Source organism: Bradyrhizobium sp. SZCCHNS30572 (assembly GCF_032484415.1).
Lineage (GTDB): Bacteria > Pseudomonadota > Alphaproteobacteria > Rhizobiales > Xanthobacteraceae > Bradyrhizobium.
The window spans coordinates 500,570-519,332 of sequence record NZ_JAUESY010000006.1 but is presented as its reverse complement, the minus strand read 5'-3'; the positions used below and the strand labels follow the sequence as shown (position 1 = coordinate 519,332).

General features: G+C 66.3%; 20 protein-coding genes. 7 read left to right on the top strand and 13 right to left on the bottom strand.

Annotated elements, in window-relative coordinates; genetic code table 11:
• Window positions 1–71: 71 nt before the first annotated feature.
• Both QX048_RS19440 and thrC read right to left on the bottom strand, forming a co-directional pair.
• Window positions 72–1,361, bottom strand: coding sequence for a pitrilysin family protein (locus QX048_RS19440; protein WP_315751523.1), 1,290 nt, complete (start codon window positions 1,359–1,361; stop codon window positions 72–74).
• A complete protein-coding gene (gene thrC, locus QX048_RS19435) occupies window positions 1,361–2,776 on the bottom strand; it encodes a threonine synthase (RefSeq protein WP_315827987.1) in 1,416 nt (471 codons plus the stop codon). Before thrC ends, QX048_RS19440 begins: the two co-directional genes overlap by 1 nt.
• 1,386 nt (window positions 2,777–4,162) lie before the next feature.
• On the opposite strand from thrC, the gene QX048_RS19430 reads away from it, so the two are divergent.
• A complete protein-coding gene (locus QX048_RS19430; protein WP_315827986.1) occupies window positions 4,163–4,996 on the top strand; it encodes a PhzF family phenazine biosynthesis protein in 834 nt (277 codons plus the stop codon).
• A gap of 86 nt (window positions 4,997–5,082) precedes the next feature.
• Window positions 5,083–5,670: an NAD(P)H-dependent oxidoreductase gene (locus QX048_RS19425; protein WP_315828026.1), complete on the top strand. Its 588-nt coding sequence runs from the start codon at window positions 5,083–5,085 to the stop codon at window positions 5,668–5,670.
• Window positions 5,671–5,695: 25 nt separating this feature from the next.
• Here the strand turns inward: QX048_RS19425 and QX048_RS19420 are convergent, their stop codons facing one another.
• The 10 genes from QX048_RS19420 to coxB form a co-directional block, all read right to left on the bottom strand.
• Window positions 5,696–6,100: a carboxymuconolactone decarboxylase family protein gene (locus QX048_RS19420; protein ID WP_315827985.1), complete on the bottom strand. Its 405-nt coding sequence runs from the start codon at window positions 6,098–6,100 to the stop codon at window positions 5,696–5,698.
• Window positions 6,039–6,518: a MerR family transcriptional regulator gene (locus tag QX048_RS19415; RefSeq protein WP_315827984.1), complete on the bottom strand. Its 480-nt coding sequence runs from the start codon at window positions 6,516–6,518 to the stop codon at window positions 6,039–6,041. The genes QX048_RS19420 and QX048_RS19415 overlap by 62 nt, the downstream gene beginning before the upstream one ends.
• Before the next feature lie 84 nt (window positions 6,519–6,602).
• Window positions 6,603–7,364 carry an SURF1 family protein gene (locus tag QX048_RS19410; protein ID WP_315751291.1) on the bottom strand — a complete coding sequence of 254 codons (762 nt, stop codon included), beginning with the start codon at window positions 7,362–7,364 and terminating at the stop codon, window positions 6,603–6,605.
• 205 nt (window positions 7,365–7,569) lie between these two features.
• Window positions 7,570–7,959: a DUF983 domain-containing protein gene (locus QX048_RS19405; RefSeq protein ID WP_315717920.1), complete on the bottom strand. Its 390-nt coding sequence runs from the start codon at window positions 7,957–7,959 to the stop codon at window positions 7,570–7,572.
• 166 nt (window positions 7,960–8,125) lie between these two features.
• Window positions 8,126–8,983 (bottom strand): cytochrome c oxidase subunit 3, encoded by an 858-nt coding sequence (locus QX048_RS19400; RefSeq protein WP_315751289.1) that lies wholly within the window; start codon window positions 8,981–8,983, stop codon window positions 8,126–8,128.
• 87 nt (window positions 8,984–9,070) lie between these two features.
• Complete coding sequence (locus QX048_RS19395) at window positions 9,071–9,730, bottom strand: cytochrome c oxidase assembly protein (protein ID WP_409999276.1); 660 nt, start codon at window positions 9,728–9,730, stop codon at window positions 9,071–9,073.
• 7 nt (window positions 9,731–9,737) lie between these two features.
• Entirely contained in the window at window positions 9,738–9,914 is a 177-nt protein-coding gene (locus QX048_RS19390; protein WP_315717922.1) for a CoxF protein, read from the bottom strand.
• Between the two features lie 20 nt (window positions 9,915–9,934).
• Window positions 9,935–10,873, bottom strand: a complete 939-nt coding sequence (locus QX048_RS19385; protein ID WP_315751287.1) for a heme o synthase — start codon at window positions 10,871–10,873, stop codon at window positions 9,935–9,937.
• A gap of 146 nt (window positions 10,874–11,019) precedes the next feature.
• A complete protein-coding gene (ctaD, locus tag QX048_RS19380; protein ID WP_315717924.1) occupies window positions 11,020–12,633 on the bottom strand; it encodes a cytochrome c oxidase subunit I in 1,614 nt (537 codons plus the stop codon).
• Window positions 12,634–12,700: 67 nt separating this feature from the next.
• The gene (coxB, locus tag QX048_RS19375; protein ID WP_315827983.1) at window positions 12,701–13,537 is read right to left on the bottom strand and encodes a cytochrome c oxidase subunit II; all 837 of its coding nucleotides are present in this window, start codon (window positions 13,535–13,537) and stop codon (window positions 12,701–12,703) included.
• 526 nt (window positions 13,538–14,063) lie between these two features.
• Here coxB and QX048_RS19370 point away from each other — a divergent pair.
• Window positions 14,064–14,645: an invasion associated locus B family protein gene (locus tag QX048_RS19370; RefSeq protein WP_409999275.1), complete on the top strand. Its 582-nt coding sequence runs from the start codon at window positions 14,064–14,066 to the stop codon at window positions 14,643–14,645.
• An 84-nt stretch (window positions 14,646–14,729) separates the two neighbouring features.
• Here the strand turns inward: QX048_RS19370 and QX048_RS19365 are convergent, their stop codons facing one another.
• Window positions 14,730–15,230: a GNAT family N-acetyltransferase gene (locus QX048_RS19365; RefSeq protein WP_315717960.1), complete on the bottom strand. Its 501-nt coding sequence runs from the start codon at window positions 15,228–15,230 to the stop codon at window positions 14,730–14,732.
• An 84-nt stretch (window positions 15,231–15,314) separates the two neighbouring features.
• On the opposite strand from QX048_RS19365, the gene tldD reads away from it, so the two are divergent.
• The 4 genes from tldD to QX048_RS19345 all read left to right on the top strand — a co-directional run bounded on the left by tldD (window position 15,315) and on the right by QX048_RS19345 (window position 18,534).
• Window positions 15,315–16,739 carry a metalloprotease TldD gene (gene tldD / locus QX048_RS19360; protein ID WP_315717927.1) on the top strand — a complete coding sequence of 475 codons (1,425 nt, stop codon included), beginning with the start codon at window positions 15,315–15,317 and terminating at the stop codon, window positions 16,737–16,739.
• An 11-nt stretch (window positions 16,740–16,750) separates the two neighbouring features.
• Window positions 16,751–17,539: a signal peptidase I gene (lepB, locus tag QX048_RS19355; RefSeq protein WP_316204550.1), complete on the top strand. Its 789-nt coding sequence runs from the start codon at window positions 16,751–16,753 to the stop codon at window positions 17,537–17,539.
• A 10-nt stretch (window positions 17,540–17,549) separates the two neighbouring features.
• A complete protein-coding gene (locus QX048_RS19350; protein ID WP_315717929.1) occupies window positions 17,550–17,888 on the top strand; it encodes an MmcQ/YjbR family DNA-binding protein in 339 nt (112 codons plus the stop codon).
• Window positions 17,889–17,964: 76 nt separating this feature from the next.
• Complete coding sequence (locus QX048_RS19345) at window positions 17,965–18,534, top strand: nucleotidyltransferase family protein (protein ID WP_315828024.1); 570 nt, start codon at window positions 17,965–17,967, stop codon at window positions 18,532–18,534.
• The last annotated feature ends 229 nt before the right edge of the window (window positions 18,535–18,763 follow it).

Below are 18,763 nucleotides of genomic sequence, written 5' to 3'. Positions count from 1 at the left end.
ACCCACCCCAGATCTCCGATGCCGAGTGCTGGCGGATTGCAATGCGCGGACCGCACCGAGCCGCACCACGTTCAGTGCAGTTGGGCTTTCGATCTCGAACCGGTCAGACCTTCGGCGAAAGTGACCGCCGTGTCCAGACCCCTGCCGGTGCCGAGCGCGACGACCGCCGGCTTGCTGCGTGCGAGCAGCGCCCGCGCCGCATCGCGCGTGCTCTCGACGCTGACCGCCTCGATCTTGGCGACCATCTCCTGCAACGTCTGCGGCCGGCCATAGGCCAGGATATGCCGCGCCAATTGCTCGGCACGGGCACTGCAGCTCTCGAGCGCCATCAACAGCCCGGCCTTCATCTGCGCCTTGGCGCGGGCGACCTCGGCCTCGCTCAAGGTCTCCACCGCGTTGCCGATGATGTCGACCACGACCTCCATCATCTCGGGCGCGTCGGCGGGATCGGTCCCGGTGTAGAGGCCGAAGAATCCCGTGTCGCTATAGGGCGCGTGGAACGTGTAGACGGAGTAGCAGAGCCCCCGGTTCTCGCGCACCTCCTGAAACAGCCGGGACGACATGCCGCCGCCGAGGATGTTGGTGAACACCTGCAGCGAGAACAGCGACGGGTCGGCCTGCGGCACGCCTTCGAGCGCGAGCGTCAGATGCGCCTGCTCGAGATCGCGATGCACGACGCGCGAGCCGCCCTTGCCGAACGCCGCCGGCAGCGGCTTCGGCGCCGGCCCGCCATTGAAGCTGGCAAATCGTTTCGTCACGTCTTCGACCACGCGCTGATGATCGACGGCGCCGGCCGCGGCGACCACCATGTCCGGCCCGCGATAATGCGTCGACAGATAGCCGTGCAGCTTGTCGCGATCGAACGCCTCCAGCGTCTTGGCGGTGCCGAGCAGCGAGCGGCCCATCGGCTGGTCCGGAAAGCATAGCTCGTTGAGATGCTCGAACACGACGTCGTCGGGCGTGTCCTGCGCCGCGCCGATCTCCTGCACGATCACGTTCTTCTCGCGCTCCAGCTCCTCCGGCACGAACGACGGATTGGCGAGAATGTCGGAGAGCACGTCGAGCGCCATCGGCACGTCGGCCTTCAGCACGCGGGCGTAGTACGCCGTGGTCTCGGTCGAGGTGCCGGCATTGAGATCGCCGCCGACGGCCTCGACGGTCTCGACGATCTCGCGCGCGCTGCGCGTGGTCGTGCCCTTGAACGCCATGTGCTCGAGCAGATGCGAGATGCCGTGCTCGTCCGGCTTCTCGTCGCGGCCGCCGACGCCGGCCCAGACCCCGAGCGCCGCCGTCTCCAGATGCGGCATCGTGTCGGTGACGACCGTCAACCCCGTCGGCAGCTTGGTGACTTCCACGCCCATCATGCAATTCCCTGCTTGGCGGCCCGGCTGACCGAGCGGATGAACTTCTCCACCTCGGCCTGGTCGTTCCGCATGATCCTGATGTCCTCGCGCCTGCTCATCAGCCCTTCGAGCCACACCGGCAAATGCGGCCGCATCCCGCAGGCGGCCTCGACCGCATCGGGGAATTTGGCGGGATGCGCGGTCGACAGAACGATGTTCGGCACCGACAGATCGGTGCCGTCGCGATCGGCCACCGCCAGCGCCACCGCCGTGTGCGGATCGACGAGATCGCCGGCCTCGCGGAAGGCGGCGCGGATCGCGGCCGCGGTTTCGATCTCGTCAGCGCGGCCGGCGTCGAAATCGGCGCGGATCGCCGCCAGCATGGCATCCGGCAGCACGAAGCGGCCGGACTGCTTGAGGCTGTCCATCAGCCGCCGCACGGTGCCGGCGTCGCGGCCGCCGGCTTCGAACAACAGCCGCTCGAAATTCGACGACACCTGGATGTCCATCGAGGGCGAAGCCGTCGCATGCACTTCGCGCACCTCGTAGATGCCGGTCGTCAGCGTCCGGGCGAGGATGTCGTTGACGTTGGTCGCGACGCGCAACGTGCGCACCGGCAGGCCCATGCGCTTGGCGACATAGCCGGCGAAGACGTCGCCGAAATTGCCGGTGGGCACGGTGAAGTCGACGGCGCGGTGGGGTGCCCCGATCGCGACCGCCGAGGTGAAGTAGTAGACCACCTGGGCGACGACGCGCGCCCAGTTGATCGAGTTGACGCCCGACAGCCTGACCGAATCGCGGAAGCCGTGATGGTTGAACAGGCCCTTCACGATCGCCTGGCAGTCATCGAAATGACCTTCGATCGCCAGCGCATGGACGTTGGCCGCGCCCGACGTCGTCATCATCCGCCGCTGCACCTCGGAGATGCGGCCATGCGGGAACAGCACGATGAGGTCGGCATTGTCGCGGCCGGCGAAGGCCTCGACCGCCGCGCCACCCGTATCGCCTGATGTCGCCACGACGATGGTGGTGCGCTCGCCGCGCTTGGCCAGCACGTGGTCCATCAGCCGCGAGATCAGCTGCATCGCCACGTCCTTGAACGCCAAGGTCGGGCCGTGGAACAGCTCCAGCACGAACTGATGCGGCGCGATCTGGTCGAGCGGCACCACGGCGGGGTGACGGAACGTCGCATAGGCCTCGTTGGCCATGCGGCCGAGCTCTTCGTCGGAAATCTCGCCGGCGACGAACGGCTTGATGACCTCGACGGCGACCTCCCAATAGGGCCGGCCGAAAAACGACGCGATCGTCGCGGGCGTCAGCTGCGGCCAGGTCTCGGGCACGTACAGGCCGCCGTCACGGGCGAGCCCGGTCAGCATCACATCGCAGAAGGTGAGCGCGGGGGCTTCCCCGCGGGTCGAAACATAGCGCGTCAAACCGCTCTCCTGACCTGCGTCACCAGGCCATAACCCGTTGATTGAATTCGAAATCGGAACCGCCCGGCGGCAACATGGTCCGGCACCATAATGGTTTTGACCTTGTTGCGAAACCGGTTGTTGCCGCAGCGATGGTCACGGCTGCGGGTTACGGCGGCGTTACGGAGCATGGGTCAGGGGGCATCGGTTACGAGACTTGGGTCGCAACGGCTGACCCGGGCCGGTCCAGCGGACCGTCCGCCCCACCGCTTTCATCGCCCGGTTCAACCGGGCGATCCCGTACGCCGCGGCGGCCGCGGTCGACCGCACCGCCGCGGCGTCCCGGATCCCCGACTGCGCGGGGATGACGGCGGTGCCTGCGGCTTCCGGCCGGGCACTTCGAGCACGCGAACGAACCATGGGATATCGGCACGATCTCTCCACCTCGTCATTCCGGGGCGCGCGGAGCGCGAGCCCGGAATCCATAACCACGACCGGGAGTATGGATTCCGGCTCGCCCTGCGGGCGCCCCGGAATGACGGCGGTGCGTGGAGAAGCGTTCTCGCGGCGCGATGAGCGCCCGAGCTTTGCAAGCATACCTCCCTCCGAATCGGAGGGCGCAGGGAAGACCGGATGCCGGCTGGCACCCGCGGCCCCCGTGCGAACAAGAATGCACGGGGCAGGAACCACAGGTTCAGCCAGAGCGACCCGGCCTTCCCTGCGCGATGGCTTACGACTTATACGCGATCTCCTCGGTGCACCGGGCTTTTTGGCCACCGTCATCGACGCGATGCATGGGCACCAGCGCCAACTTGATACCAGCGTCGGGGTATCAGGACCACGCGACTTCACCGTCCGTGCCGGCCGCACTCGTCAGTTGCAGCCGGCCCGTCCATCGCACCCCACCTCACGTCCGTGACGACGCGTACGCCCCTCGCAACGAGGCGGGATAGACAAAGACAACCACGATTTCGGAAAATATGAAAGAGGAATTTTCGCGCAGACTGGACTGGATTGGCTGATGGCGTTGGACCTGCTCGCCAAAAGAAAGTTTCGGAGCAGCCAGGCGTATTAGTTCGCGGTGCGCTCGGGCCTAGATCCTGTCGCCCGTCGGGCGACTCAGACGAGTGCGGCAGGCGCTGCTCCGCAATGCAGACCGCAGAGCAGCTTCACTCCCGGTGTCGTCCCGTGGAAGCCCGACGACGCGCATGCATCGACGGATGCCGACCAGGGACGACAGCGGAGTTTTGGGGGCGCTGTTCAGTAGCCCGCATGAGCGCAGCGACATGCCGGGGTCCCTGCGTTCGCAGGGACGACAGCGGTGCGTGGAGTCACGTCTTGTACATCTTCACTTGCGAGCGCTGAAAGCCTAGCATCGCCAACACAGAGATCGAGCGCGAGACCTCCATGATCATCCAGCACATCGCAGCCTTCACCGACGGCCCACGCGGCGGCAATCCGGCCGGGGTCGTCATCTGCGAGGCGCTGCCCGAGGCCGCCACCATGCAGGCGACGGCGGCGGAGATCGGCTATTCGGAGACGGCGTTCGCGGCGCCCATCGGCGACAAATGGCGGGTGCGCTATTTCGCGCCGCAGGCCGAGGTGGATTTCTGCGGCCACGCGACGATTGCGCTCGGCGCGGCGCTGGCGAGGCACGAGCGCTCCGGCACGTTCGCACTGACGCTCAACCATGCCGAAATCACTGTCGACGGGCATCATTCGGCGACCGACTGGAGCGCGGCGTTTCGATCGCCGCCGACGCTGACCCGGGCCCTGCCATCTGCGGCGCTCGACAAGATCCTGGCGCTGTTCGGGCTGTCGCAAGACGAACTCGACGAGCGGATCCCGCCGGTGATCGCTCACGCCGGCATGGATCATCCAGTGATTGCCCTGCGCGACCGCAGCCGCCTGGCTGCCATCAGCTACGACTTCGCTCGAGGCCAGGTGCTGGCACAGCGTGAGCGCTTCTGCACCTTCACCATCGTCCATGTCGAGACGCCGCAGCTCATTCACGCCCGCAATCCGTTTCCGTTCGGCGGCGTCTACGAGGACCCGGCGACGGGCGCGGCGGCCGCGGCGCTTGCCGGCTATCTGCGCGAGCTCGCCTGGGCGACCGAGCGGCCGATCGTGATCCGCCAGGGCGAGGACATGGGCGTGCCCTGCTGCCTGCAGGTCGATCTCGACGGCCCTCCGGGCGCGCCGGTCCGGGTGTCCGGGCGAGCCCGGTTGATCCACGCGTGATTTGATTTGAAATCCCGGGGCGCTTGGCTGCCATAGTGCGCGGGCTGCAAGAACGAGCGCTTCGTTCGCCAGCGGAGCACGCCGTGATGATGTCGACCGAGATGCAGCAGGACACATCGCTCATCGTTCTGATCAGCGGCAGCCTGCGCGCCCGCTCGGCCTGCCGTGCAGCGATCGTCGCCGCGGCCGAGCTGGCGCCAGCGGATGTCACGCCGGCGATCTACGTCGGGCTGAGCGAGCTGCCGCACTTCAATCCCGACCACGATTGCGATCCCTTGCCCGAGCCGGTCATTCGCTTGCGCAAGCTGCTCGGCGACGCCCGCGCCGTCATGCTGTCGACCCCGGAATATGCGGGCTCGCTGCCGGGCAGCTTCAAGAACATGATCGATTGGACCGTCAGTGCCGGCAGCCTCTATCGACGGCCGATCGGCTGGATCAACTGCTCGGCCCATGGTGGCGCGCACGACGCCCATGCCGACCTGCGCAGGGTGCTGGAGCGCGCGGGCGCGACGATCGTCGATGAGGCTTGCGTCGCCGTACCGGTGCCGCCGACGGCAATGACCGCAGATGGTCGCATCGCGGCCCCCGACATGCGTGCGGCCATCGCGGATGCGATCGCCGCACTGGCCTTGGCCGCGTCCGCAGGCGATGAGAACACACAGCCATCGTCATGACTGTGCTCACCGCGGGCGCCCGAATTCATGCGGGCTTCGCGTCCGCTTCCGCGAACACCGCCTTGGCCGCGAACAGGCCGTTGAGCGCGGCGGGGAAGCCGGCATAGACCGCCATCTGCATGATCACCTCGGTGATTTCCGCGCGGCTGAGGCCGACATTGAGACCCGCATGGATGTGCACCTTGAGCTGAGGGGTGGCGTTGCCGAGCGCGGTCAAGGACGCGATGGTCGCGATCTCGCGGCTGCGCAGATCGAGGCCGGGGCGTGAATAGATGTCGCCGAACGGAAACTCGATCACGTAGGTCGCGAAATCCGGCGCGATGTCGGCGAGCGCTGCGATCACATTGCGGCCGGCCTCGCCGTCGATGCTATCGAGCGCGCGCCGGCCGCGCGCCAGCCGATCCTGATCGTTGTTGGCGCCGGATGGCATGCCGCCCGGCATCGGGCTCGTCGTCGTGGCCTGGTTGGGCGTGGATCGCGTCATCATCGTTCATCCTCTCGCTGCTGCCGGCATAGCCGGCGATCTTGCCGTCGAGAACGAGAAGGCAGTCCTGCAGGCTGGCGACGCGCGTCCGAACCGCGTCGCGATGCCGCTCCAGGAGCCGGCGTCGTTCCGGCTCCGTGGCAGCGCCGCCCGCACGCAGCTCGGCGTAGCGCAGCATGTCCCGGATCGGCATTCCCGTGGCCTTCATCCGGCCGAGGAATTCGATCCAGGTCAGGATCGATGCGTCGTAGTCCCGCTGGCGGGCATGATCGCGATCGGCCCTGGGCAGCAGCCCGATCCGCTCGTAGTAGCGGATCGTATGGGGCGTCAGCCCCGACTGCCTGGCCAGTTCGCCGATCTTCATGCGCCCCTATCTCCATTCACGACGCCGCGCAGGCTACGGGTTCGAGTGCGCTCTAAGTCAAGCGACGTTTCGCGGGCTACGGGCTCATCGGTTCGCTGCGCGCCGGCCCCGCGCCCACACCGCGAACGCGACGATCAACGCGGCGGCCAGAGAGAACCACGTGATCGCGTATTGCATGTGCTCGTCGCGCAGATGCGGCGACAGCGGGCCGGGCTTGGGAATGCCATTGTCGGGCACCGGCGATTCCAGATCGATGTAGAACGGCGCGACCTCGCCCCAGCCGAGCGTCTTGGCCATCGCGCGATGGTCGCGCGTGAACCACAGCCGCTTTTCGCGGCTCTCGGCCGCGGTGAGCAAACCGGCAGCCTCGGGAAAGCGCAGATAGCCGGTCAGGGTCACGGGCTCGCCGGTGACGAGCTTGGCGGTGGCGCGGTCCTGCACCGCGCGTTCCTGCATCGTGTTGGCGACGAAGCCGGCGTCGATCACGACGGTCTCGCCGGACGGCAGGCGCGCCGGCAGGAATGCCCAGGTGCCGGGGCCCGAGACGTCCTCGCGCACGGCAGAGCCGGCGCTGTAGACCATCGCATCGGGGAGCTTGGCGTAAGTGGCGGTGAAGCTGACGCGACGGAATTCGTCGTGCTCGGGCGTCAAGCTGCGCCATTCGTCTTGTGGCGGCAGCGGTGCGGGCGACGTGGCGACGCGCTCGGTCAGCGCCGCGATCAGCGCGTGCTTTTCCGCACGGCGCTGCAATTGCCAGATGCCGAGGCCTGCGAACAGCGCGACCATGACGACGGTGAAGGCGGCGAAGGCGCGGGAGGACGTTTTGCGGCTGGGCGCACTCGTCATTGCGGAGATGTCCGCGGCGAGGTGAACGCTTTGCCGGAGCGAACGGTGCGCTCCCCTCCCCCTTGCGGGGAGGGGGTGGGGGTGGGGGTGGCCCAACAAAGACTGCCGCTGGGGCTACCCCCCTCCCCGGCCCTCCCCCACAAGGGGGGAGGGAGCACACCTTCGGCGCCGCTCAGATGTGCGACTCGCACGCGCAGGCGCCAGCTCATCGCGGCGTCTTGTCCACCAGGCGGCCGGGGGCGGCCTTGTGGTGGAATTGCAGGGCGATGAGCAGCGACTTCATCGCGCGCAACGGCAGCAGCGTCGTCACCAGGATCAGCGGTCCCCAGAGCGCGGCATGGACCCAGAACGGCGGCTGATACTTCACCTCGACGATCAGCGCGGCGCCGACCACGATGGCGCCGGCGAGCATCATGATGAAGATCGCCGGACCGTCGCCGGTGTCGATGAAGGCGTAGTCGAGATCGCAGGCTTCGCAGCGCTTGCGCAGGTTGAGGAAGCCGTCGAACAGCTTGCCCTGGCCACAGCGCGGGCAGCGGCAGGCGAGCCCGCGCAGGACGGTCTGGGCCAAAGTGACGGGCGGATGGGTGGTCATGGTGTCTTGCCCCCTAGGCGGCCGCGCGACGCCTCATGGTGATACAGCCGGAGGCGACGAGAGCGGATCACATTTCGATCAACCGCCGGGCGCCGCTGCAACGAGAAAGGGCGGCCCGACGGCCGCCCCTTCTTAGCACGTTCGACGGAACCGGTGCGCGCCGGCTTCAGTGCGCGCCGTGGGCCATCGCCTCGGCGCCGTGGCCCCAGACGTAGATGCAGATGAACAGGAACAGCCAGACCACGTCGACGAAGTGCCAGTACCAGGCGGCGAACTCGAAGCCGAGATGCTGCTTGGGCGTGAAGTGGCCGGCATAGGCGCGCGCCAGGCAGACGGTCAGGAAGATCGTGCCGACCAGGACGTGGAAGCCGTGGAAGCCGGTCGCCATGAAGAAGGTCGAGCCGTAGACGTGGCCGGCGAACGAGAACGTTGCGTGGCTGTACTCATAGGCCTGCACGCAGGTGAAGGTGGCACCCAGGAGGATGGTGAGGATCAGGCCATATTTCAGGCCCTTGCGGTCGCCCTCGAGCAGCGCGTGGTGCGCCCAGGTCACCGTGGTGCCCGAGGTCAGCAGGATCAGCGTGTTGAGCAGCGGCAGGTGCCAGGGATCGAAGGTCTCGATGCCCTTGGGCGGCCAGACGCCGCCGAACAGGGCCTCGCGGGTGGCCTGCACCTCGAAGTTCGGATACAGCGCGGCATTGAAATAGGCCCAGAACCAGGCGACGAAGAACATCACCTCGGAGGCGATGAACAGGATCATGCCGTAGCGGTGATGGAGCTGCACCACGCGGGTGTGGTCGCCCTTGTATTGCGCTTCCTTGATGACGTCGCCCCACCAGCTCGCCATGGTGTAGAGCACGCCGATGGTGCCGATGCCGAACACGATCGGCGCGGCGCCGAACATCTTGTGCATCCAGCCGATCGCACCGAACGCCATGATGAAGGCCGAAACCGAGCCGACGAACGGCCAAGGGCTCGGATCGACGAGATGGTAGTCGTGATGCTTGGCGTGCGCCTCAGCCATGGCAAGTCTCTCCCCAGATCGATGCCGGTCGCGCCGGCACGGTGTCGTTCAACAGCGATGGTCCCCGAATATCGGACGTCCGCGCGGTCATAGGCTGCCCCGCGGTTTGTCCGGCTCGCCCGCCGCGACCGGCTTCGGTGCGTCGCGGACGGGATAGAAGGTGTAAGACAGCGTGATCGTCTTCAAACTGTCGTTCTCGTGATCGGCTGCTATCGCCGGATCGACGTAGAACACCACCGGCATCTCGCGGGTCTCGCCCGGCGCCATGGTCTGCTCGGTAAAGCAGAAGCAGTTGATCTTCTGGAAGTAGGCGCCCGATGTCAGCGGCGACACATTGTAGGCCGCCTGCGCCATGGTGGTGCGCGCCGACTGGTTGGTGACCGTGTAGTAGACCGTGACCACCTCGCCGATCGCGACCTCGATCTCGGTCTTCTCCGGCTCGAACTTCCAGGGCAAACCGCCGGCGACATTGGAATCGAAGCGCACGGAGATCCGGCGCGCCAGCGGCGCCGAGGATGGCGCTGATGTCGCCACCTGCGTGGTGCCGTTGAAGCCGGTGGCGCGGCAGAACCAGTTGTAGAACGGCACGGCGGCATAGGACGCGCCGACCATCAGCACCACGACGGCGCCGCAGATGCCGCCGACCAGCGCATCGCGGCTGAGGCCGCGGCGCGGCGCGGCCGGCGCGGTCGCCGGAACGATCTGGTCGGTTGTCTCCATCGCGGTCTGCTTCGTCCCGTCCTGCATCACGTCTCTACATCGGCCGATTCAGCACCGCGGGACCCTTCACCATGGTCACCGCGAAGAACAGCACCACCAGCACGCCGAGCGCGAGCGCAATCGCGATCGAGCGGCGACGGCGGCTGCGCAGCTGCGCCTCGGTGAGGACGATGCCCTCTTGCTCGTTCGGATCTGCCATCGTGGTCGCCATGTTTTCCAGTCTCGCGCCTCTTACCAGATCAGCGGCGCGATCATGCGCGCGACCGCTTCGAGTCCGAGCGTAGCGAACAGCACGAACAGATAAAGGATCGAGAAGGCGAACAGCTTGCGGTTGGCGCGTAGCGAGGCGCTGCGCTCGCGCTTGCGGAACACCTCGACCGCGAGCCACAGCATGCCCGTGCCGAGCGCCAGCGAGACGACACCGTAGACGGCATCGAAATAGCCGAGCGGCCACGGCGCGGCGGCGATCGCCACCAGGACGATGGTGTAGAGCAGGATCTGCAGCCGGGTCGCATCGGGGCCGGCGACCACCGGCAGCATCGGCACGCCGGCGCGGGCGTAATCATCGCTGCGGAACAGCGCCAGCGCCCAGAAATGCGGCGGGGTCCAGAAGAAGATGATCAGGAACAGCCAGAGCGGCTCCGGCGCGATCGAGCCGGTGGCGGACACCCAGGCGACCACCGGCGGCAAGGCGCCGGCGGCGCCGCCGATGACGATGTTCTGCGCAGTCCAGCGCTTCAGCCACAGCGTGTAGATGACGACGTAGAAGAAGATGGTGAAGGCGAGCAGCGCACCGGCGAACCAGTTGACGAGGATGCCGAGCGTTAGCACCGAGAAGAACGACAGCGTGATGCCGAAGGCGAGCGCCTCCTGGCGGGTGACGCGGCCGCGCGGAATCGGGCGGTTGGCGGTGCGCGACATCAGCGAGTCGATGTCGCCTTCCAGCGCCATATTGAGCGCGCCGGAGGCGCCGGCCCCGACCGCGATGCACAGCAGTGAGGTGATGGCGAGCACCGGGTGGAAATGGCCCGGAGCGATCAGCAGGCCGATCAGCGCCGTGAAGATCACGAGCGACATCACCCGCGGCTTCAGCAGCGCGAGATAATCGCCGACATCGGCCTCGGAAATCCGCGGGCCGACGGCAATGGCGTTCTGATCGATGACCGACACGGCGAATCCAGACTTCAATTCACAGACTTCAATTCAAAAGGTTCTGGGACAGGGAGTGCCAGAACCGCGCTTCCGGCGCGGCACCAGGCGCGCCACCGGCAGAGATCGACGCGGCGCCGGATGGCGCCGCGTCGGAGAGATCAGGTTCACTGCACCTTCGGCAGCACCTCGAACTGGTGGAACGGCGGCGGTGAGGACAGGGTCCATTCCAGCGTCGTCGCACCCGGTCCCCACGGATTGTTCGCGGCCTGCTGCTTGCGCATGAAGGCGTCGACCACCCCATAGATGAAGATCAGGACGCCGAAGGCCGAGATGTAGGAGCCGATCGACGAGACCAGGTTCCAGCCCGCATAGGCATCGGGATAGTCGATGTAGCGGCGCGGCATGCCCGACAGGCCGAGGAAGTGCTGCGGGAAGAACACCAGGTTGACGCCGACGAAGGTGACCCAGAAGTGCGCCTTCGCGATCGTCTCGTTGTACATGTAGCCGAACATCTTCGGGAACCAGTAGTACCAGCCGGCGAAGATGGCGAACACGGCGCCGAGCGACAGCACGTAGTGGAAGTGCGCGACGACGTAATAGGTGTCCTGCAGCACGCGGTCGACGCCGGCGTTCGCCAGCACGACGCCGGTGACGCCGCCGACCGTGAACAGGAAGATGAAGCCCACGGCCCACAGCATCGGCGCGCGGAACTCGATCGAGCCGCCCCACATCGTGGCGATCCAGGAGAAGATCTTCACGCCGGTCGGCACCGCGATCACCATGGTGGCGGCGACGAAATAGGCCTGCGTCGCCGAGGACATGCCGACCGTGTACATGTGGTGCGCCCACACCACGAAGCCGATGCCGCCGATCGCGACCATGGCGTAGGCCATGCCGAGATAGCCGAACACCGGCTTGCGCGAGAAGGTCGACACGATCTGGCTGATCATGCCGAAGCCGGGCAGGATCAGGATATACACTTCCGGATGGCCGAAGAACCAGAACAGGTGCTGGAACAGCACCGGGTCACCGCCGCCGGCCGGATCGAAGAAGGTGGTGCCGAAATTGCGGTCGGTCAGCATCATCGTGATGGCGCCGGCGAGCACCGGCAGCGACAGCAGCAGCAGGAACACCGTCACCAGGATCGACCACACGAACAGCGGCATCTTGTGCAGGGTCATGCCCGGCGCGCGCATGTTGAAGATGGTGGTGATGAAGTTGATCGAGCCGAGGATCGACGACGCACCGGCAAGGTGCAGCGACAGGATCGCGAAATCCACCGCCGGTCCGGGATGGCCCGAGGTCGACAGCGGCACATACATCGTCCAGCCGGCGCCGACGCCGTTGGCGCCGGGCTCGCCCTCGACGAAGGTCGAGGTCAAAAGCAGCGCGAACGAGGCGGGCAGCAGCCAGAACGAGATGTTGTTCATGCGCGGGAACGCCATGTCCGGCGCGCCGATCATCAGCGGCACCATCCAGTTGCCGAAGCCGCCGATCATCGCCGGCATGACCATGAAGAAGATCATGATCAGGCCGTGCGAGGTCACGAACACGTTGTAGGTGTGGTTCTCGTGGAACAGCTGCACACCCGGATACATCAGCTCGATGCGGATCGCGACCGACATGGCGAGGCCGATGATGCCGGCGCACACCGCGAAGATCAGATACATCGTGCCGATGTCTTTGTGGTTGGTCGAATAGATCCAGCGCCGCCATCCGGTCGGATGGTCGTGCGCGTGATCGTCATGGCCGGTCAGGGTCGTCGCGTTCGTCGCCATTGTCCAATCCTCAGTGTCCCCGTGGACCGCCAAGGCGGCCCTCAATCTCAGCGTTCATCCCGCTCGGCTACTGCGACACGCCCGCAGCCGACGCATAGGTGCTCGTGGGCGCGCTGGCGTACTTCTTCTTGGCGTCCTCGACCCAGGCGGTGAAGTCCTGGTCGCTCACGACGCGCACCGCGATCGGCATGTAGGCGTGGTCCTTGCCGCACAGCTCCGAGCACTGGCCGTAATACATGCCGACCTTGGTCGCCTTGAACCAGGTCTCGTTGAGGCGGCCGGGAATGGCGTCGATCTTGACGCCGAACGACGGGATCGCCCAGGAGTGGATCACGTCGGCGCCGGTGGTCTGGACGCGAATCACCTTGTTGACCGGCACGACCATCTCGTTGTCGACGGCGAGCAGCCGCGGCTGCTTGTCCTGCGCCAGCAGCGAGTCGAACTCGAACTTGCCGTTATCGGGATAGGCGTAGCTCCAGTACCACTGCTTGCCGGTGGCCTTGATGGTCATATCAGCCTTCGGCACATCCAGCTCGAGGAACAGCAGCCGGAACGACGGCACCGCGATCATGACCAGGATCAGCACCGGGATCAGCGTCCAAGCCACCTCGATCAGCGTGTTGTGCGTCGTCCGCGACGGCACCGGGTTGGCGCGCGCGTTGAACTTGACCACCACGGCGACCAGCAGCGCCAGCACGAACAGCGTGATGATGGTGATGATCGTCAGCAGCAGGCCGTGGAACCAGGTGATGTTCTCCATCACCGGCGTCGCAGCCTCCTGCAGCTTGACTTCCCATGGCGCCGGCTGGCCCGTTTCCGCAAACGCCGCTCCACCCGACACGAGCGTCATGCCCGTTACAGCCAACCCCAGCAAGGCGCTCAATTGGCCTCTCGACATCTTCATGCCGTCGCGCTCCCTTCAGAACTTTCCCCCTCAGCGCACCGCCCGCTTCACGCAGCGGCGCGCCGTTCGATCCGCTCTCCTGACAAATGGCCTTCGGGCGGATGCATAGAAAAGCACCTGGGCCAGTTCACTGGAATGACGAAATCTTTCTTCTCAAACCATAATTCTTGATCTATCGCAATGCAGTCTTGCGCCGGATATCGCGCGCGGCGCTGTTCGTCGCGACAAGCGTATTTTCCGGGAGATTGCCGCATGCCGTGATTTCGCGGGCAACGGGCGCTTGACAGGCGTGCGGCGCGATGTAGGCAAACGGGACACGGCCGTTTGCGAGGCTGATTCGGCGAGGCGCGGCGGCAGCTGCCCACCAGGGTGCGGCCATATTTGGTATCGTTTCGTGCCGTACGCCGGTGACGCTGTCCTCAAGACGCCATCATTGCCGTATCATGGCGTCGGACGCGCAGATCACCCACAGGAAATTGTCATGGCACCGACCCGGATCAGGGTTTCAACGGACAGGACAGCTGACATGTCGACCCCAGCTGCGAATGACTCGCGCCGTTTGTACCGATTCAGCGCGGTGCGTGCGCGACTCGCGCGTGTTGCCGCGATGACCTCCGCGGCGACCGCGGTCGCGATGATCGCTGCGACGGTGATCGGCCTGCCGCACGCCGCATTGGCGCAGGGCGCGGTGCGCTCGGTGCATGGCGACTGGCAGATCCGCTGCGACACGCCGCCCGGCGCGCAGAGCGAGCAGTGCGCGCTGATCCAGAGCGTCGTGGCCGAGGACCGTTCCAATGCCGGCCTCACCGTGATCATGCTGAAGACCGCAGACCAGAAGAGCCGGCTGATGCGCGTGGTGGCGCCGCTCGGCGTGCTGCTGCCGTCCGGCCTCGGCCTGAAGCTCGACAACCAGGACGTCGGCCGCGCCGGCTTCGTGCGTTGCCTGCCCAATGGCTGCGTCGCCGAGGTGGTGCTGGAGGACAAGCTGCTCGGCCAGCTCAAGACGGCGAAGACCGCGACCTTCATCATCTTCGAGACGCCGGAGGAAGGCATCGGCTTCCCGCTGAGCCTCAACGGCCTCGCCGAAGGCTTCGACAAGCTGCCCTGACGTCGGCCGCGATTGACAGACCCTTCGCAGCACGATGCCGTGATCGAGCCGTGAGTTCGCGCGTCTGAATGCGCGCCCGCGGCCTCAGCGCCGCCCGTCGAGCGCCAGCGCCATCACCAGCAGGGTCTTGTCGAACCCGTCATCGCCGGGCTCCCGCGGCTGCACCGCCTTGAGCAGGAATCCGGCCTTCTGGTACAGCCTGATGGCGTTGGTGTTGCTGCGGTAAACCGTGAGCTCGACACGCGAGAAGCCGGCCGCCCGCGCCGCCTCGAGCGCCGCCGCCATCAGTCGTCTGCCCAGGCCCTGGTGCCGGAACTGCGGCATTAGGCCCATGCCGAGCACCCCGATCCGGGCATCGATTGGCCCCGATTTGGGCGTCACATCGCACCAGCCGACCACCTCCCCGGCAGAGAGAGCGACGAATTGCGGATATCCCTCGTGGATGTTGTTCAGAATGAAGGCGCGCGTCGACTCCAGCGGCGGCGCCTGCACGAACGACAGATAGCGCCGTTCGCGCGCGACGTAATCGAGCGTGCGGTGGAAGCTCTCGATGTGAGCGGACGTGATGGGAACGATCTCAACCATGTCAGTTCGGTAATCATCCAGCCCCTCGCGCCCCGGCGTCAAAACAACTATCTTGGAATGAACGCTCCGACAACGGATTGACCCATGACTGCTCCCACCACTTCCCTGCTCGAACGCGCCAATCTGGACCGTGATGCGGTCCGGAGCGAGGTCGCGCGTGGCCTGGCCGGCGCCGATGACGGCGAATTGTTCTTCGAATACAGCCAGACCGAAGCGCTGACCTTCGACAATGGCCGGCTGAAGCAGGCGACCTATGACACCAGCCAGGGATTCGGCCTGCGCGCGGTGAAGGACGATGCAGTCGGCTATGCCCATTCCTCCGACGTCTCGCTGCCGGCGCTGATGCGCGCCGCCGATGCCGTCAGCGCCGTGCGCGGCGGCTATTCCGGCACGTTCGCGAGCCCGCCGCCGCACACCAACGTCCGGCTCTATGGCGACGATAATCCGCTGGACGCTCCCGGATTCGAAAGCAAGGTCAAGCTGCTCGGCGAGATCGACGCTTACTTGCGCGACAAGGATCCGCGCGTGCGCCAGGTGACCGTGAGCCTCGGCGCGACCTGGCAGGTCGTGGAGATCCTGCGGCCCGACGGCGAGAGCTATCGCGACATCCGCCCGCTGGTGCGCGTGAACGTCTCGGTGGTCGCCGGCCAGGGTGATCGCCAGGAGACCGGCAGCAAGGGTTATGGCGGCCGCGAGGCCTATGCCCGCTTCATCGAGACCAAGGCGTGGCGCGAGGCCGCCGACGGCGCACTGCGCGAGGCCCTGGTCAATCTGGAATCGGTCCCCGCTCCCGCCGGCGAGATGGACGTCGTGCTCGGCGCCGGCTGGCCCGGCGTGATGCTGCACGAGGCCGTCGGTCACGGCCTCGAGGGTGACTTCAACCGCAAGAAGACCTCGGCCTTCGCCGGGCTGATGGGCAAGCCGGTCGCCGCCAAAGGCGTCACCGTGGTCGATGACGGCACCATGGCCTCGCGCCGCGGCTCGCTATCGATCGACGACGAGGGCACGCCGACCAGCCGGACCGTGCTGATCGAGGACGGCATCCTGGTCGGCTACATGCAGGACCGCCAGAACGCGCGGCTGATGAACATGGCGCCGACCGGCAACGGCCGCCGTCAGGGTTACGCGCACGTGCCGATGCCGCGCATGACCAACACCTACATGCTGGCCGGCGAGCGCGATCCGGCCGAGATCATCGCCTCGGTCAAGAACGGCATCTATGCCGTCAATTTCGGCGGCGGCCAAGTCGACATCACCTCGGGCAAATACGTCTTCCAGTGCACCGAGGCCTACAGGATCGAGAACGGCAAGGTCGGTGCGCCGGTGAAGGGCGCGATGCTGATCGGCAACGGCCCGACGGATTTGAACCGCATCAGCATGATCGGCAACGATCTGTCGCTCGATACCGGCATCGGCACCTGCGGCAAGAACGGCCAGGGCGTGCCGGTCGGCGTCGGTCAGCCGACGCTTCGCATGGATCGCATTACGGTGGGAGGCACGGGCCGATGAGCCTTGAGAAGATGTCCACGGACAAGACCACCAAGGCGACGCGCACGGGCAGCGTCCGCAAGGAAAGCACCTGGGGCGGCCAGCTCGCGCAGCTCGTCGCGGTCGTCATGGTGGTGTTCGTCGCCAAGGGCGCCATCGCCGAGCCGTTCTACGTGCCGTCGGGCTCGATGGAGCCGACCCTGATGATCGGCGACGCCCTGCTGGCGTCGAAATTCCCCTATGGCTACGGCACCTCGTCGCTGCCGATGCAGATCACGCTGCCGGAGACGGGACGCCTGTTCGGCGAGACGCCGAAGCGCGGCGACGTCGTCGTGTTCCGCTGGCCGGGCGACAACTCGCAGGCCTGGGTCAAGCGCGTCGTCGGCCTGCCCGGCGACCGCATCCAGATGCGCCAGGGCCAGCTCTACATCAACGGCCAGGCCGCGGCGCTCAAGCCCGACGGCATCGGCGATGCCGAGGACGACACTGGCCGCAACGAGCCGGCCTATCGCTACGTCGAGACGCTGCCGAATGGCGTGTCGCACCTGATCTTCAAGATGCGCGACAACGGCCGGCTCGACAACACGCCGGAGGTGACGGTGCCGCCCGGCAAGCTGTTCGTGCTCGGCGATAACAGAGACAACTCCGCCGACAGCCGCGTGGCCTTGCGCGACGGCGGCGTCGGCCTGCTGCCGATCGACAACCTCGTCGGCCGCGCCGATGCCGTGGTCGGCTCCTGGGACCTCGGCTTCAAGAACCAGCCGGTTTGGGCCTGGCTGTCCGGCTTCCGGCTCGATCGCTTCTTCACCGCGGTGCGCTGAGCGAACGCCGATGACCTTCGACGATGTCAGGGCGCTTGCGCTGGCATGGCCGGAAGTCGAGGCCGGCACGTCCTATGGGACACCCGCGCTGAAGGTGCGCAAGAAGATGCTGGCGCGCCTGAAGGAGGACGGGGACAGTCTCGTCCTTCCGGGCGTGCCGCCGGACGAACGCGCGATGCTGGTGGAAAGCCGGCCGAAGCTGTTCTACGTCACCGATCACTACCGCGACTATCCGATCGTGCTGCTGCGCCTGTCGAAGGCGAGGCGCGCCGACGCAGAGCCGCTGTTGCGCCGGCAGTGGCGGGCATTGGCCTCGAAGAAGGCGCTCGCCGTGTTCGATCGCAGCTGAAACGGGCTGCACGCCGTCCTCCATCTCGTGTATTGAACGTGTCGACGGCACCCATGTTCTGATGCCTTCGACCATCATGACCAAGGACGATTTCATCGCAGCCGCGCTGCGCAACCCCGTCAACACCGCGATCATGCACGTGCTGCGTGAAACGGCCGTGCCCGATGCCTGGGTCGTCGCCGGCTGCCTGACTCAGAGCGTCTGGAACTTGCGGACCGGCCGTCCGGTCGATCACGGCATCAACGACTACGACATCTTCTATTTCGATCCGGATACGTCGTGGGATGCTGAGGACGCCGTCATCCGGCGCATCGCATCCTACCTCCATGACATCGAAGCCAAGGTGGAGGTGCGCAACCAGGCCCGCGTCCATCTCTGGTATCCGACCAAGCACGGCCGGCCCTACCCTGCCGTGACACGCTCCACCGACGGCATCGATCGCTTCCTCACCGTGAACACGCAGGTCGGCCTTCGCCCGACTGTTGCCGGCTACGAGCTCTATGCCCCCAAGGGCCTCGACGACATCGCGCAGATGATCGTGCGTCCGAACTATACGGCCAATTTCTCGGTGACGAACTACGCGGCCAAGGCGACGCGCTGGAAGACGCTGTGGCCGGAGATCACAGTGATAGCCGCAGCGGATTGAGCGCGACCAGACAGGATCGGGAGCCCCCTCTCTCATCCGTCATTCCGGGGCGCGCGCAGCGCGAGCCCGGAATCCATAACCACCATCGTGATTATGGATTCCGGGCCCGTGCCGCTGCGCGTCACGTCCCGGAATGACGACTGAGTTTGGCGCGCTACCGGTGCACGATGCTTCTTCGACATCGCATCTTCAGTTGGCATCATTGCGAGAGCTCGCAATAACGGTGGCT

Bases quoted from the DNA above. Each gene is read 5' to 3' on its own strand.
- QX048_RS19410 (WP_315751291.1), bottom strand. From the start codon at position 7,364: ATGACGAGTGCGCCCAGCCGCAAAACGTCCTCCCGCGCCTTCGCCGCC.
- tldD (WP_315717927.1), top strand. From the start codon at position 15,315: ATGACTGCTCCCACCACTTCCCTGCTCGAACGCGCCAATCTGGACCGT.
- QX048_RS19440 (WP_315751523.1), bottom strand. From the start codon at position 1,361: ATGGGCGTGGAAGTCACCAAGCTGCCGACGGGGTTGACGGTCGTCACC.
- ctaD (WP_315717924.1), bottom strand. From the start codon at position 12,633: ATGGCGACGAACGCGACGACCCTGACCGGCCATGACGATCACGCGCAC.
- QX048_RS19370 (WP_409999275.1), top strand. From the start codon at position 14,064: ATGTCGACCCCAGCTGCGAATGACTCGCGCCGTTTGTACCGATTCAGC.
- QX048_RS19395 (WP_409999276.1), bottom strand. From the start codon at position 9,730: ATGCAGGACGGGACGAAGCAGACCGCGATGGAGACAACCGACCAGATC.
- QX048_RS19415 (WP_315827984.1), bottom strand. From the start codon at position 6,518: ATGAAGATCGGCGAACTGGCCAGGCAGTCGGGGCTGACGCCCCATACG.
- QX048_RS19420 (WP_315827985.1), bottom strand. From the start codon at position 6,100: ATGCCATCCGGCGCCAACAACGATCAGGATCGGCTGGCGCGCGGCCGG.
- QX048_RS19400 (WP_315751289.1), bottom strand. From the start codon at position 8,983: ATGGCTGAGGCGCACGCCAAGCATCACGACTACCATCTCGTCGATCCG.
- QX048_RS19425 (WP_315828026.1), top strand. From the start codon at position 5,083: ATGATGTCGACCGAGATGCAGCAGGACACATCGCTCATCGTTCTGATC.
- QX048_RS19390 (WP_315717922.1), bottom strand. From the start codon at position 9,914: ATGGCGACCACGATGGCAGATCCGAACGAGCAAGAGGGCATCGTCCTC.
- lepB (WP_316204550.1), top strand. From the start codon at position 16,751: ATGTCCACGGACAAGACCACCAAGGCGACGCGCACGGGCAGCGTCCGC.
- QX048_RS19365 (WP_315717960.1), bottom strand. From the start codon at position 15,230: ATGGTTGAGATCGTTCCCATCACGTCCGCTCACATCGAGAGCTTCCAC.
- QX048_RS19430 (WP_315827986.1), top strand. From the start codon at position 4,163: ATGATCATCCAGCACATCGCAGCCTTCACCGACGGCCCACGCGGCGGC.
- QX048_RS19350 (WP_315717929.1), top strand. From the start codon at position 17,550: ATGACCTTCGACGATGTCAGGGCGCTTGCGCTGGCATGGCCGGAAGTC.
- coxB (WP_315827983.1), bottom strand. From the start codon at position 13,537: ATGAAGATGTCGAGAGGCCAATTGAGCGCCTTGCTGGGGTTGGCTGTA.
- QX048_RS19405 (WP_315717920.1), bottom strand. From the start codon at position 7,959: ATGACCACCCATCCGCCCGTCACTTTGGCCCAGACCGTCCTGCGCGGG.
- QX048_RS19345 (WP_315828024.1), top strand. From the start codon at position 17,965: ATGACCAAGGACGATTTCATCGCAGCCGCGCTGCGCAACCCCGTCAAC.